13 protein-coding genes are annotated in these 13,430 nt (G+C 62.2%); 6 read left to right on the top strand and 7 right to left on the bottom strand.

The features are described from left to right. The first annotated feature begins 79 nt into the window (after positions 1 to 79). The 6 genes from H4684_RS03630 (at position 80) to H4684_RS03605 (ending at position 5,854) form a co-directional block, all read left to right on the top strand. Positions 80 to 1,717 carry a glutamate synthase-related protein gene (locus H4684_RS03630; protein WP_092188933.1) on the top strand — a complete coding sequence of 546 codons (1,638 nt, stop codon included), beginning with the start codon at positions 80 to 82 and terminating at the stop codon, positions 1,715 to 1,717. 108 nt (positions 1,718 to 1,825) lie between these two features. Next, on the top strand, positions 1,826 to 2,971 hold the full coding sequence (locus H4684_RS03625) for a sensor histidine kinase (protein ID WP_192622854.1): 1,146 nt from the start codon (positions 1,826 to 1,828) through the stop codon (positions 2,969 to 2,971). Further along, positions 2,958 to 3,626, top strand: coding sequence for a response regulator transcription factor (locus H4684_RS03620; RefSeq protein WP_092188937.1), 669 nt, complete (start codon positions 2,958 to 2,960; stop codon positions 3,624 to 3,626). Before H4684_RS03625 ends, H4684_RS03620 begins: the two co-directional genes overlap by 14 nt. Positions 3,627 to 3,772: 146 nt before the next feature. Further along, positions 3,773 to 5,083: a hemolysin family protein gene (locus tag H4684_RS03615; RefSeq protein WP_192622853.1), complete on the top strand. Its 1,311-nt coding sequence runs from the start codon at positions 3,773 to 3,775 to the stop codon at positions 5,081 to 5,083. A 207-nt stretch (positions 5,084 to 5,290) separates the two neighbouring features. Further along, positions 5,291 to 5,536, top strand: a complete 246-nt coding sequence (locus H4684_RS03610) for a type II toxin-antitoxin system CcdA family antitoxin (protein ID WP_092188941.1) — start codon at positions 5,291 to 5,293, stop codon at positions 5,534 to 5,536. After that, positions 5,537 to 5,854, top strand: coding sequence for a CcdB family protein (locus H4684_RS03605; protein WP_092188943.1), 318 nt, complete (start codon positions 5,537 to 5,539; stop codon positions 5,852 to 5,854). 1,264 nt (positions 5,855 to 7,118) lie between these two features. On the opposite strand, the gene H4684_RS03600 is transcribed toward H4684_RS03605, so the two are convergent. From H4684_RS03600 to metK, 7 genes are all read right to left on the bottom strand, one after another. After that, positions 7,119 to 7,352 (bottom strand): hypothetical protein, encoded by a 234-nt coding sequence (locus H4684_RS03600; protein WP_192622852.1) that lies wholly within the window; start codon positions 7,350 to 7,352, stop codon positions 7,119 to 7,121. Continuing rightward, complete coding sequence (locus H4684_RS03595; protein WP_192622851.1) at positions 7,352 to 8,098, bottom strand: N-acyl homoserine lactonase family protein; 747 nt, start codon at positions 8,096 to 8,098, stop codon at positions 7,352 to 7,354. Before H4684_RS03595 ends, H4684_RS03600 begins: the two co-directional genes overlap by 1 nt. 52 nt (positions 8,099 to 8,150) lie before the next feature. Continuing rightward, the gene (locus tag H4684_RS03590; RefSeq protein ID WP_192622850.1) at positions 8,151 to 8,990 is read right to left on the bottom strand and encodes an MBL fold metallo-hydrolase; all 840 of its coding nucleotides are present in this window, start codon (positions 8,988 to 8,990) and stop codon (positions 8,151 to 8,153) included. Positions 8,991 to 9,005: 15 nt separating this feature from the next. Further along, entirely contained in the window at positions 9,006 to 9,917 is a 912-nt protein-coding gene (locus H4684_RS03585) for an Mrp/NBP35 family ATP-binding protein (RefSeq protein WP_192622849.1), read from the bottom strand. 158 nt (positions 9,918 to 10,075) lie between these two features. After that, on the bottom strand, positions 10,076 to 10,615 hold the full coding sequence (locus H4684_RS03580) for a NifB/NifX family molybdenum-iron cluster-binding protein (RefSeq protein WP_092188953.1): 540 nt from the start codon (positions 10,613 to 10,615) through the stop codon (positions 10,076 to 10,078). Between the two features lie 159 nt (positions 10,616 to 10,774). Then, positions 10,775 to 12,151: a sigma-54 interaction domain-containing protein gene (locus H4684_RS03575; RefSeq protein ID WP_192622848.1), complete on the bottom strand. Its 1,377-nt coding sequence runs from the start codon at positions 12,149 to 12,151 to the stop codon at positions 10,775 to 10,777. Positions 12,152 to 12,256: 105 nt separating this feature from the next. Then, on the bottom strand, positions 12,257 to 13,426 hold the full coding sequence (gene metK / locus H4684_RS03570; protein WP_192622847.1) for a methionine adenosyltransferase: 1,170 nt from the start codon (positions 13,424 to 13,426) through the stop codon (positions 12,257 to 12,259). Positions 13,427 to 13,430: the final 4 nt, after the last annotated feature.

Here is a 13,430-nt window from a genome sequence, read left to right as displayed (position 1 = left end):
CAAGGTCAGACCGCCTTCGTGGTGACGTCCGCGTTCAGGGGAAATATACACTCAAATTTGCATACGGGAGACGAAAACGATGATCCAATGGCCCAAAAGCAACGATGTTCTCGGCACCACCAACCGCGGAAACCCGGCCGAATCCGGCCTGTGCACGTTATGCCGCTCGGACTGTGCCGGAAAATGTGAAACCTGGATGTCCTGCCTCAAGGGGCGGCACATGCTCTATCCCCGGGATTTCGGCTCCGTCACCGCCGGCAGCGCGAATACATGTCATGTCGGCGTGAGCTACAATTCCCTGCGCATCCAGGGTTTCAGCTACGGTGCCCAGGGCGTCGCCGCAGGGCGCACCACCAATCCCGATGATTGTCTCTTCACCAACGTCTCCCTGGAAACGTCCTTCGGCGCCACGGAAAAGACCAAGGTGCGCATGCCGCTCATGACCGGCGCCCTGGGTTCCACCTTCATCGCCGCCAAATACTGGGACTCCTTTGCCGCCGGTTGCGCTCTGGTCGGCATCCCGATCGTGGTCGGTGAAAACGTGGTCGGCGTGGACCGCGCCTCCAGCATGTCCGGCGGCCGCATCGAGAAATCCCCGGAACTGGACCGCCGCATCGAGATCTACAACCGCTACTCCGACGGCTACGGCACCATGATCGTGCAGCTCAACGTCGAGGACGCGCGCAACGGCGTGGCCGAATACGTCATCGAAAAGTACGGCAACAAGGTCTGCATCGAGCTCAAATGGGGCCAGGGTGCCAAGAACATCGGCGGCGAGATCGAGGTCACGAGCCTGGACTACGCCCTGTTCCTGAAAAAGCGCGGCTACCTGGTCGATCCGGACCCGGAACTTCCCGAAGTGCAGGAAGCATTCAAGGCCGGAGCCATCAAGGGCTTTGCCCGTCACAGCCGCCTGGGCTACACCGACCTGCCGTCCTCCGATGCCGTGCACCAGAACTTCATGGAAACTGTGGCCTACCTGCGCGGGCTCGGCTACACCAAGATCTCGCTCAAGACCGGCTCCTATGGCATGGAAGCCCTGGCCATGGCCATCAAGTATGCCACCGACGCCAATCTCGACCTGCTGACCATCGACGGTTCCGGCGGCGGCACGGGCATGAGCCCCTGGAACATGATGGAGACCTGGGGCGTGCCCTCCGTCCTGCTGCACGCCAAGGCCATTGAGTACGGCAACATCCTGGCCTCCCAGGGCAAGAAGGTCGTGGACATGTCCTTTGCCGGCGGCTTGGCCCGCGAAGACCACATCTTCAAGGCCCTGGCCCTGGGCGCCCCCTTCGTCAAACTGATCTGCATGGGCCGCACCCTCATGATCCCAGGTTTCCTGGGCTCCAACATCGAAGGCGCGCTGAATCCCGAACGCAAGGAAAAAGTCGCCGGCAACTGGGACACCCTGCCCAAGACCGTGCGCGACATCGGCGAAAGCCCCGAGCAGATCTTTGCCGGCTACGAGTCCCTCAAGGCCAAGATCGGAGCCGACGAGATGAAGACCGTGCCCTACGGCGCCATCGCCGCCTGGACCCTGGCCGACAAGCTCGGCGCGGGCCTGCAGCAGCTCCTGGCCGGTGCACGCAAATTCTCGGTCACCGAGATCACCCGAGGGGACATCGTCTCCGCCAACCGCGAAACCGCGCACGAGACCGGCATCCGGTTCATTACCGACGTACAGGACGAAATCGCGCGCAAGATCCTGGCCTGATCCCAACAATCCCCAGGGGTGGACCGGCCGCATGCCGGTCCCGCCCCTGGCACCCTGCCCCATCCTGTGCTACACGGCCAACGCGCCCGTTGCCCAGGAGATACGCTCATGACCATCCACCCCGACACCACCGACAGTTTTCCCGCCTCAAGCGAGGAGTGGAGGATGTTTGTGGCCCAGAGCCGCAAGACCCACCACGATCTGCTCGAGCGCATAAAAGAGCTCAACTGCCTGTACGGGATCAGTCGGCTGGCCCAAAACCGCGAACAACCACTAGGCGAACTCCTGTCAGGCATCGCCGACTTGATCCGCACTTCCTGGCAATATCCCGACATCGCCTGCGCCTCCATCCGCCTCGGCGACACGTGCCACAACTCCGGCAATTTCGTGCGCACCCGCTGGTGCCAGTCCAGCCCCATCATTATCGAGACAGACGAATGCGGCACGGTCGAGGTCTGCTATCTGGAGGAACGTCCGGACAGCGACGAGGGTCCATTTCTGCGCGAGGAACGCAGCCTCATCGACGCCGTGGCCGACCAGATCGGCCGCATCGTGGCCCAGCGCCGGGCCGAGGAACAGATGCGCGCCCTGTCCCAGGAACTGATCATGGCCCAGGAAAATGAACGCCAGCGCATCGCCCGCGAACTGCACGACCACCTGGCCCAGGACCTCTCCCTGGCCCGGGCCGACCTGGAGCGCATCGGATGCGGCCTGCCTGAAGGAGGCCCCTGGCGCGCCCAGACCGGAGTCATCGCCGAGAGACTCGGCACGGCCATCCGCTCCATCCGGGACCTGGCTTACGGCCTGCTCCCGCCGGGGCTGACCGAGCTTGGCCTGGTCGAGACAGTGCTCGCGCATTGCGAGGACTTTTCCCTACGCCACGGCATCGCCGTCGATGTCTTTGCCGACGGACTTGGCGGAGTCGCCTTCGATTTCGACACCCAGATCAACATCTACCGCCTCATCCAGGAAGCTCTGAACAATGTGCGCAAACATGCCAAGGCCAGCCGCGTGACCATCCGCCTGCTCGGGTCCTACCCGAATCTGTTGGTGCGCATCGAAGACGACGGGTGCGGAGCCGACATGGACCGCTGCCTGTCCCAGGCCGGCCGCACCAAACGCATGGGCCTGTGGAGCATGCGCGAGCGGGTCAAGCTCCTGGGCGGCAAGATCAGCTTTCGCTCCAAACCCGGACAAGGCCTGCACATCCGCATCGAAACCCCGCTCAACAGGAGCAGCAATGAGCACGCCTAAACGCATCCTCATCATCGACGATCACCCGCTCTACCGTGACGGCCTGAAAGCCCGCCTCGACACCAGACCCGACCTCTGCGTCGTCGGCGAGGCAGGAACCTGCGCCGAGGGACTGCGCCTGACCCAATCCCTGGCCCCGGACCTGGCGGTCATCGACATCTCCCTGCCCGACGGCAGCGGCATCGAACTCACCCGGGAACTGCGCGCCTCGCGGCCGGACCTGCCCGTGCTCATCGTCAGCATGCACGCCAAGCTCGATTTCATCGCCGCCGCCTTCCAGGCCGGAGCCAGCGGCTACATGTCCAAGGAATCGGGAGGCGAGGGAATCCTGCAAGCCATCGGCACCGTCCTCTCCGGCGGACAATACCTCGACGGCTCCCTCTCGCCCTCGGTGCTGCGCCGCCTGAGCGACATCTCCGGCCGCAAGGCCAAGACCCTGGACGAGTCCTACGGCAGCCTCTCGCTGCGCGAACAGCAGGTCATGCGCCTTCTGGCCGAAGGACTGACCCCGGAGGAGATCGCGGCCAAACTCTTCGTGTCCCGCAAGACCATCCTCAACCACCGCTACGCCATCATGACCAAACTTGGCATAAAAAGCCCCGTGGCCTTCGTACGCCACGCCGCACGCCTTGGGCTGATTGAAATAGACGACTGATCCGGCGTTCGCGAAATTTCGGCGTCAACGCCATTTGCGTCTTTACCCTGACGGGCGATCATGGTTACAGATGAACGAGAACGCCGCGAGGGCTCCCACCACGCAGGCCAAAGTTCAAACAGCCCGTTTTCATCAAGGACTTCTTCATGCTCCGCTCTTTAGCCTTTCTGCTGCTGGTCGTCCTGCTGGTTCTGGCCAACGGCTTTTTCGTGGCTTCGGAATTCGCCCTCGTGGGCGTGCGACGTTCTCGTATCGCAACCCTTGCGGACAGCGGTAACAGAAAAGCCAAACTGCTGCTGCGCCTCATCGATCACCTGAACGCCTACATCTCCGCCACCCAGCTGGGCATCACCCTGTCCTCCCTTGCCCTGGGCTGGATCGGCGAACCCGCCATCGCCGAGCTGCTGCACCCACTGCTCGAAGGCCGAGTGCCCCCCGCCGTGCTGCACTCCATCTCATTCGCCATCGCCTTCAGCCTGATCACCTTCCTGCACATCGTGCTCGGAGAGCTCGCGCCCAAGACCATCGCCCTGGAACGGGCCGAGAAAACCGCCCTGGCCATCGCGCTGCCCATGGAAATCTTCTACCGCATCTTCTACTGGCCCATCCGCCTGCTGGACTGGTCCGGTACGCGCACGGTGCGCCTGCTCGGCTTCACCCCCAGCGCCACCCACGGCTCGGTCTACACCGAGGACGAACTGCGCATGCTCATCGACGCCAGTTACTCCAGCGGACAGATCGAGGAGGAAAAACGCCGCCTCATCCGCCGCGCCTTCGACTTCAACACCACCGAGGCCTGCGAGGCCATGATCCCGCGCTCCGAGATCGCGGCCCTGCCCGTCACCTCCACCCTGGACGAAGTCCTCGAAGCCTTCCGGATTCATGGCTACTCCCGCCTGCCCGTCTACGGCGAGGACCTGGACGATGTCGTCGGCGTGCTCTTCCGCCAGGACATGGAACCGTTCATGTCCCGCGAACCGGGACTGGTCTTCTCCATGACCGCCCTGCTGCACCCGCCCGCCTTCGTGCCCTCGGGCAAACGCCTGGGCAGCCTCTTAAAGCAGATGCAGGCCACACGCACCCACCTGATCTTCGTCATGGACGAATACGGCGGACTCGAAGGTCTGGTCACCCTGGAAGATGTGCTGGAAGAAATCGTCGGGGAGATCAACGACGAATATGACGAAGAAGTGCGTTCACAGATCGTGCGCGACGGCGCGGCGTTCATCCTCGACGGAATGCTCGCCGTGCGCGACGCCAATCGCAAGCTCGGACTCGGATTGCCTGAGGACGAGGCCTACACCACCGTGGCCGGATTCCTCCTGGCCCAGGCCGGACGGGTCCTTGAACCGGGAGACATCGTACCCGTCAAGGACGGCGAGTTCAAAGTCGAGCGCGTCGAAAGACGCCGCATCACCCGCATCCGCTTCACCCCCGAAGCGCGTCAGACGAGTTGAAAGCCATGTCATTCCCGCCTGCGCGGGAATGACATGGCAGCAGTGCGCCCAACCACAATATTTCCCGTACACTTCGCTCGAAAAGGCTTCCCGCGTAACTCGCGTTACGAGCGGGCCGGGGTGTTTCGGGGCGGGGCCGTCGACGCCCTTGCTCTTTGATCCATATGCGCATATTTTATCCACATACTTCATACAGGAGAGATGCGCATGAATCTCGCATATAACACTCAGGCACCCAAGAAACCGACCAACGTCAGCATCAACAGCGATCTGCTCGCCAAGGCCAAAGCCTTGAAAATCAATGTGTCCGCGACGCTTGAAACCGCCCTGGCCGACATCGTCGCGACCCGTCAGCGTACATTGTGGAAAGAGGAAAACCGCTCGGCCATCGAAGCATACAATCAGTTGGTTGAAGATGCCGGTGCCGCCGGTGACGGCATGCGGAGTTTTTAGATGGCGCAATTCACGGTCTATGCAAATCCGAACCGTTCCACTCGCGCGACCTACCCGTACCTGCTGGACATCCAGTCCGATCTTCTGGACGACCTGCGCACAACTGTCGTCATCCCCCTGTCTCCGCTCCGCCTTGCCGGCAAGGCCGCCATCTCCAGGCTCTGCCCAGTGCTGGACATCGACGGCGAATCGTACGTCGCACTCACGCAGCAACTGGCCGGTGTGGACAGAAAAATCCTCGGCAAGGCAATCTGCGATCTTGGCCGCTACCGATCAGACATCATCGCCGCCCTGGATTTCATCGTTTCAGGCATCTGAAACCCTGGCGAAACAAAATGCCTCCGGCGAACAGATAATTTTTAAGAGTTGAAAGCCATGGATTCCCGCCTGCGCGGGAATGACACGGCAGCAGTGCGGCCAACCACATTGTTTCTCGTACACTTCGCTCGAAAAGGCTTCCCGCCAACTCGCGTTACGAGCGGGCCGGGGTGTTTCGGGGCGGGGCCGTCGACTGTCTGACTGATCCAGGCATCGTTTGTTTCCTGGCCGTTGACCGCAAAAAACACGGAAGGATGCCGAAAACTCAAGGCCGGGAAGCATTACGAGGCCGGAGAAGGAGTTTCGGCGGACCCGACCCGAAACGCACCGGATCGCGGCCGCCCTGCGCCAAAAGAGTTTCGGCGGCCTCGCCCCGAAACGCACCGGATCGCGGCCGCACGAAGAAACAGGATGCCTTCAGCGAGCAGGTCATTTTAAAGAGTCGAAAGGCATGGATTCCCGCCTTCGCGGGAATGACACGGCAACAGTGCGGCCAACCACATTGTTTCTCGTACACTTCGCTCGAAAAGGCTTCCCGCCAACTCGCGTTACGAGCGGGCCGGGGTGTTTCGGGGCGGGGCCGTCGACTGTCTGACTGATCCAGGCATCGTTTGTTTCCTGGCCGTTGACCGCAAAAAACACGGAAGGATGCCGAAAACTCAAGGGCGGGAAGCATTACGAGGCCGGAGAAGGAGTTTCGGCGGACCCGACCCGAAACGCACCGGATCGCGACCGCACGAAGAAACAGGATGCCTTCAGCGAGCAGGTCATTTTAAAGAGTTGAAAATCATGGATTCCCGCCTGCGCGGGAATGACACGGCAACAGTGCGGCCAACCACATTGTTTCTCGTACACTTCGCTCGAAAAGGCTTCCCGCCAACTCGCGTTACGAGCGGGCCGGGGTGTTTCGGGGCGGGGCCGTCGACTGTCTGACTGATCCAGGCATCGTTTGTTTCCTGGCCGTTGACCGCAAAAAACACGGAAGGATGCCGAAAACTCAAGGCCGGGAAGCATTACGAGGCCGGAGAAGGAGTTTCGACGGACCCGACCCGAAACGCACCGGATCGCGGCCGCACGAAGGAACAGGATGCCTTCAGCGAGCAGGTCATTTTAAAGAGTCGAAAGGCATGGATTCCCGCCTGCGCGGGAATGACACGGCAGCAGTGCGTCCAACCACTTTATTTCCCTTGCGTTTCGATCAAAAAAAGCCCCCGACACGCTTCGTCTCTATGACCATTTTCCAGACACAGCCTCTTCCATCAGCCTAAATATCGATCTTGGTCCCCGAATACGTGAAGGCATTCCTGTTCATTTTTATGAACGAACCCTTGTCGATGCCCACAGCCTTGCCGCACTGGCACCAAACCTTGCCGTCCCGTTCCTCCAGAATCCAGATCTTCTCGATCCGCTCCCGGTGGCAGCGCAGCACCTCGCCCGGTCCCAGCTTGCGATAGCGCCACAATTTCTTGCGACACGCCGCGCACTTGATGATCAGCATTATTCCGGTACGCTCTCCATCCCGGCCCATTTCGGTTCGTGCAGGGGCAGGATGTGGTCGGCCAGGGTCTTGGCCCGGACCAGGGTTTCGTAGGCTTCATAGGCATTGACGTGGGTGCCGGGGGGGATGACCTCCATCTCCATGGCCGTAACTGCCTTGGGGGGATAAAGATTTTCCAGAATGGTGCAGAATCCGCAGATGAGGACGCTGCCCTTGTCCGTCTCCACGCGCACGGACATGCCGCCCTCGGTGTGGGCCGGTGTGTGAATCATGGTGATGCCGGGCGCGATCTCCGTGTCGCCCGTCAAAGGCACGATCTGACCGTTCTCCTCCGCCTCCTCGATGTAGTCCTCCAGATAGCGGAAATCGAGAGGGTGCGGGTCGTGGATGCGCGCAAGCTCCTTTTCATGGACGTAGATCTTCGCGTTCACGCACCGTGCGTCGTTCTCGCAGTGGTCGTTATGCAGGTGGGTGTGCAGGACGATGTCGATGTCCTCGGGCGTCAGGCCGTAACGGGCCAGCCCCTCGTCGAAGGTATGGATCTTCCCGCCGATGGCCTTTTCCCGCTCCTCTGAGATCACCGGGTGCATCTCCCCCGTATCCACCAGGATCTTCCTGTCGCCGCCTTCCAGATACCAGCAGTAGATGGGGATGGTGTAGGGCGTGCCGTAATCGTGCTGATAGGTCATCATGCCCTTGTCGAAGACCTTGGTGCCCATGACTATGGGATGAATGATGTAGGTCATGCAATGCTCCGGGGGATGGCGTCGCGGCCGGAAAGCCGCGAACGCGTGAATCTCAAAGCTCGGACGTGTCCAGACGAAACCCACTGTAGCCGGTGTGCACGGGACAGTCCAGATGATCGCGCAGATAGGCGATAGCCCCCTCCCCTGTACAATGACACGGGACCAGCAGTCCGGGCTGCATGTCACGCAGGGCCCGCGCGGTCATTTCCAGACGCTCACGGCTGGCCGAGCCAAGGTGAAGACCGCCGATCACGGCGCGGATGCGGCTCTCGCCGGTGATTTCCCGCAGATGGGTGAGGGTGTTGATCAGGCCCGCGTGACAGCAGCCCACGCAGACGATCAGCCCCTTTTCGGTGCTGATCCACAGGGCCTGGTCGTCATCGACGGGATCGGAACGCAGGCCATGGGGATCAAAATAGAATGGTCCCCCCGCATCCTCGAAATCCGTCCACCTCGGGATGAAACCGCTCAGGCCGATTCCATCTCCGAGCAACTGTGCCCCGCCATTCCAGAACATGCGTTCCGGAGGCAGAGTCGCCAGGGCCCGCATCGAGAACATGGGCATGCGGATGTCCCGGGCCTCGCCGCCCGCGATGCTGTAGCGGGGCTCGGTCACGCCCGAATGGCAGTACACCCGCACTTTCGGCGCGGCCCCGAGCACCATGGGCACCGCGCCGGTATGATCGTAATGGCCATGGCTCAGGACCAGCGCGTCGGCGCGGCCCAAATCTATCTCAAGCGCACGGACGTTTTCGGCCAGGGCGGTGCCCTGGCCGGTGTCGAGCAAGATGCGCCCGTCGCCATGTTCTATCCACAAGGCGAAGCCATGCTCCGCCAGACATCCGAAGCCGGCCTGATTGTCGACCAGCACCGTCAGCACGGTCTTGTGCATGATGAATCTCCGGGATCAGGCATCCTGTTTGACAGTTGGCAGCTCCAAAAGCGGTGCGACAACACTGCGCATGAGTACTGCCGTCGGGCTTGCGGCATGGTGCATGACGAACGCCTGCCCCATGTCGCCGGCTTCGGCCACCATCGGATCGATGGGGATGGAACCGAGAAAGGGAACGCCCATGTCCTCAGCCATGAGCCGTCCGCCGCCGGAACGCAGGATATGGGTCAGCTCTCCGCACTTGGGACACACGAATCCGCTCATGTTCTCGACCACGCCCAGCACCTTCATGCCGACCTGCGCACAGAAGGTGATGGACTTGCGCACATCCATGGCCGCCACACGCTGCGGCGTGGTCACCACAACGGCTCCGTCGATGGGGTTGATGAGCTGGCAGATGGACAGGGGCTCGTCGCCGGTGCCGGGAGGCGCGTCAATGATCAGGTAATCCAGATCGCCCCAGGCCACGTCCTTCAGAAACTGCTTGATGACGTTACCTTTGACCGGACCGCGCCAGATGACCGCGTCGTCGGGATTGCGCAACAAAAAGCCCATGGACATGACCTTCAGGTGCCCAAGCTCCACCGGCACGAGGCCGTCGGGACCGGCTTCGATGTTCGCCCCTTCCAGGCCGAGCATGGTCGGCACGCTGGGTCCATGGATGTCGACATCGAGGAGCCCGACCTTCTTGCCCGCGAGCATGAGTCCCATGGCCAGGTTCACGGCCACGGTGCTTTTTCCTACGCCACCCTTGCCGGACATGACCATGATCTTGTGCCCGATATGGCACAGCCGGGATTGCAGGGCCCGACGGTCCTCGAAATCCTGATCGTTCTCACCCAGCTCGCGCTTGGCCGCCGAGCAGCTGGAATCCTTGCATGAATCGCACGAACTGGCCCTGGGGGCGCTGTTTTCCATATTCTCCATTCAGTTACTCCACGATACGCGGTTAGTTGTTCAATTCTTCCAAACGGCGGCCAAGCCGCCCCTGTTCATCCTTCAACTCCCGAGCCCGCAAGGCTTCGGTTTCGACACTTTCCACTGCTCCCGCATCCCGGGCGGAAAAAAACTTCCAGAGACGGAGGTCAGTCGACGGTGGACGAACCGTCCTTGCCCGAATCCTTCTCCGGCCCGCCGCGCAAATCCCGGCCCCGCCTGTTGCGGATTCGCGCGCAGCCCGGCTCCCCATCCGCCCAGCCGTCCAAGCTCCGCAGGCCTGAGCCCGTCCTTGCCGGGGATGGTTCCGGATCTGCCCTGCGTGATTGCTGCTGCATGCCCCTTTGACGCCCAAGACCTCTGCCCCGGCAGCCGGGCATGTCAAAACTTTCGTCCAGATCGCCACGCTCCCACGCCGTAATGACCCGTTCCAGATCGCCGGTCACGAATCCGACAACCTTGATTCCTCCGGCCACGAGAGCTTCCTGCATGGGTCTGGAAATGGCCCCGCAAATAAGCGTCCCGACGTCCAGGCGAAGCAGGTCCTCGGCCCTGTGCAAGGGCTCGCCGCGCGACAGGACATGCTCTTCCCGCTCGCGGACCCCTTCGGCCAGCAAAAGGATGCGCCCGCCGACGTCAAAGACCGGCGCGATACGATCCTGCCATTGATGCAAGGCAATGCGCGACATTATGGCTCCTCTTTCCCTTTTGCGAAGCATGAGGCGTGCCGCCGGAAGGACGCACATAAAACACAAACAACACATTGATAATAAAGAACATTATACAGAAAAGAAAAAACATGGAGGGGCGCGAACGCACCACAAGGGAGGAAATGGGTAGCGCCAGGGCTACTCTTTCGGGGAAGATCGGCCGTCGCGTTCGGGCAGGGCCATGCCGAGGCGCTTCATGCGCCGAAAAAGCGTGGTCTTATGGATGCCCAGCTCGCGCGCGGCGGCCAGGCGATTGAAGTCGTTGCGCTCCAGGGCCGCGTGAATGGCCTGCCTGTCGAGCATGTCGTGCATGGCGCGGCCTTCGCCGAAGTGTCCGCGAGGGGCCAGCAGGGTCAGTTCGTCCGGCAGGTGGTCGATGTCGATGCGCCCTTCGCCGCAAAGCACGAAGGCCCTCTCGATGCAGTTCTCAAGCTCCCGGATGTTGCCCGGCCAGTCATGGGCCATGAGCAGGGACAGGGCCTCGGTGCCGATGCCCGTGACCGTGCGCCCCTGGATGCGGTTCAGGCGGCGGATGAACTGTTCCACCAGCAGCGGCAGATCGTCCTTGCGTTCACGCAAGGGGGGCAGCTCGATGCGGATGACATTGATGCGATAATAGAGGTCCTCGCGGAAATCACCGGACCGGATCAGCTCTGCCAGATTGCGGTTGGTGGCCACGATGACGCGGGCGTCGGTGGATTCGGTCCTGGATGACCCCAGCGGTTCGAAGGTGCGCTCCTGCAAGACGCGCAACAGGCGCACCTGCAGGGCCGGACTGATTTCCCCTATCTCATCCAGGAAAATCGTCCCGCCCCGGGCCTGGGCAAAACGGCCCAGCCGGTCGCGGTTTGCCCCGGTGTAGGCTCCGGCCTTGACTCCGAAGAGCTCGGATTCAAGCAATGTGTCCGGCAGGGCCGCGCAGTTGACGGCGATGAAAGGTCCACCGGCATGAGCGCTCAGGGAATGGATGGTGCGGGCGAAGAGTTCCTTGCCGGTGCCGGTTTCGCCGGTGAGCAGGACCGTGCTCGGGCTGGCGGCGATGGCCGGCAGCATGGAGAAGAGCTTGTGCATGCGCGGACTGCGGCTGAAGAGCTCACCGACATGGTAGCGGCCTTCGAGTTCGCGCTTCAAGGCATCGATTTCCGAAAGATCGCGGAATGTTTCGGCTCCGCCCATGACCTGGCCATTCTCGTCGCGGAACACTGCCGTGGACACGCTGATGGGGATGCGTTCCCCCTGGGCCGTAATGATGTACCCGCAGGTGCCGATGCGCGGCCTGCCGCTCGAAAGCGTATCCTGCAGGGGGCAGTTGTCGCCGCACAGGCTGGAGCGGAAAACTTCGGAGCACAGCCGTCCGATGGCCTCGGAGCGGGGCACGCCGGTGATCTCTTCGGCGGCGCGATTGAAGGACGTGACGCGCCATTCAAGATCGACGGTGAACACCCCATCCGAGATGCTCTCAAGGATGGCGTCCGTGGGCGTGCGTGCCGCTGTGTTCTTTGTGGACGGGGGCATGGCTTTTCTTGTCCCTCTCGGCAGGCCCGGTCAAGGGCGAGGGGAAACAAAGAAGGGCGGAAAGGAGACAATCCCTTCCGCCCCGCATGATGAATCAGGCCCGGCCTATACCTTGGCGGCGGTTTTCAGGTCCGCGACGGCGTCGGTCACTTCCCAGGGGAAGACGAAATCCTCGCGGCCGAAATGGCCGTAGCAGGCGCTCTTCCTGTAGATGGGCTGGATCAGGTTGAGTCTTTTGATGATGTAGTAGGGGCGCAGGTCGAATACCGCGCGCACGGCCTTGGTCAGGACCTCATCCGGGACGACGCCCGTGCCGCCGGTGGTGACCAGCACGGAAACCGGCTCGGCCACGCCGATGGCGTAGGCGATCTGCACTTCGCAGGTGCCCGCCAGGCCAGCGGCCACGATGTTCTTGGCCACGTAGCGGGCCATGTAGGCGCCGGAGCGGTCGACCTTGGACGGATCCTTGCCGGAGAAGGCGCCGCCGCCATGGTTGCCCATGCCGCCGTAGGTGTCATTGATGATCTTGCGGCCGGTCAGGCCGCAGTCGGCCAGGGGCCCGCCAGCCACGAAACGGCCCGTGGTGTTGATGTAGATGCGGGTGTTCGCGTCCATCATGTCTTCGGGCATGACCTTGGCGATGACCTCGCGCTTGATACCCTCGACGATCTCCTCGTAGGTCACCTCGGGGGTGTGCTGGGAGGAGACGACCACGTTGTCGATGCGCACGGGCTTGCCCTTGCGGTATTCGACGGAGACCTGGGTCTTGCCGTCGGGACGCAGGAAGTTCAGGATGCCGGACTTGCGCACCTCCGCCAGGCGGCGGCTCAGGCCGTGGGCATAGTAGATGGGCGCGGGCATGAGCGCGCTCGTCTCCGTGGTGGCGTATCCGAACATCATGCCCTGGTCGCCGGCGCCCTGATCCTCGGGCTTGGCGCGGTCAACGCCCATGGCGATGTCCGGGGACTGCTTGTCGATGGAGGACAGCACGGCGCAGGTGTTGGCGTCAAAGCCCATGTCAGAGCTGACATAACCGATCTCGCGCACCGTGGAGCGCACGATCTCGGGCAGGTCGGCATAGGCTTCGGTCGTGATCTCACCGGCGATGACGGCCATGCCGGTGGTGACCAGGGTCTCGCAGGCCACGCGGGAACGGGGATCCTGGGCCAGCAGGCAGTCCAGCACGGCGTCGGAGATCTGGTCCGCGATTTTGTCGGGGTGTCCCTCGGTCACGGACTCGGACGTAAACAGATAATGATCGGCATTGAGAATCATGAAA

It is taken from the genome of Desulfomicrobium macestii (genome assembly GCF_014873765.1).
Taxonomy (GTDB): Bacteria; Desulfobacterota; Desulfovibrionia; order Desulfovibrionales; family Desulfomicrobiaceae; genus Desulfomicrobium; species Desulfomicrobium macestii.
The sequence above is the reverse complement of the archived record's forward strand: the minus strand, read 5'-3'. Positions and strand labels throughout refer to the sequence as shown.

What these genes read in the sequence shown, in the direction of transcription:
- H4684_RS03630 (WP_092188933.1), top strand. Translation starts at nt 80, where the DNA reads ATGATCCAATGGCCCAAAAGCAACGATGTTCTCGGCACCACCAACCGC.
- H4684_RS03625 (WP_192622854.1), top strand. Translation starts at nt 1,826, where the DNA reads ATGACCATCCACCCCGACACCACCGACAGTTTTCCCGCCTCAAGCGAG.
- H4684_RS03620 (WP_092188937.1), top strand. Translation starts at nt 2,958, where the DNA reads ATGAGCACGCCTAAACGCATCCTCATCATCGACGATCACCCGCTCTAC.
- H4684_RS03615 (WP_192622853.1), top strand. Translation starts at nt 3,773, where the DNA reads ATGCTCCGCTCTTTAGCCTTTCTGCTGCTGGTCGTCCTGCTGGTTCTG.
- H4684_RS03610 (WP_092188941.1), top strand. Translation starts at nt 5,291, where the DNA reads ATGAATCTCGCATATAACACTCAGGCACCCAAGAAACCGACCAACGTC.
- H4684_RS03605 (WP_092188943.1), top strand. Translation starts at nt 5,537, where the DNA reads ATGGCGCAATTCACGGTCTATGCAAATCCGAACCGTTCCACTCGCGCG.
- H4684_RS03600 (WP_192622852.1), bottom strand. Translation starts at nt 7,352, where the DNA reads ATGCTGATCATCAAGTGCGCGGCGTGTCGCAAGAAATTGTGGCGCTAT.
- H4684_RS03595 (WP_192622851.1), bottom strand. Translation starts at nt 8,098, where the DNA reads ATGACCTACATCATTCATCCCATAGTCATGGGCACCAAGGTCTTCGAC.
- H4684_RS03590 (WP_192622850.1), bottom strand. Translation starts at nt 8,990, where the DNA reads ATGCACAAGACCGTGCTGACGGTGCTGGTCGACAATCAGGCCGGCTTC.
- H4684_RS03585 (WP_192622849.1), bottom strand. Translation starts at nt 9,917, where the DNA reads ATGGAGAATATGGAAAACAGCGCCCCCAGGGCCAGTTCGTGCGATTCA.
- H4684_RS03580 (WP_092188953.1), bottom strand. Translation starts at nt 10,615, where the DNA reads ATGTCGCGCATTGCCTTGCATCAATGGCAGGATCGTATCGCGCCGGTC.
- H4684_RS03575 (WP_192622848.1), bottom strand. Translation starts at nt 12,151, where the DNA reads ATGCCCCCGTCCACAAAGAACACAGCGGCACGCACGCCCACGGACGCC.
- metK (WP_192622847.1), bottom strand. Translation starts at nt 13,426, where the DNA reads ATGATTCTCAATGCCGATCATTATCTGTTTACGTCCGAGTCCGTGACC.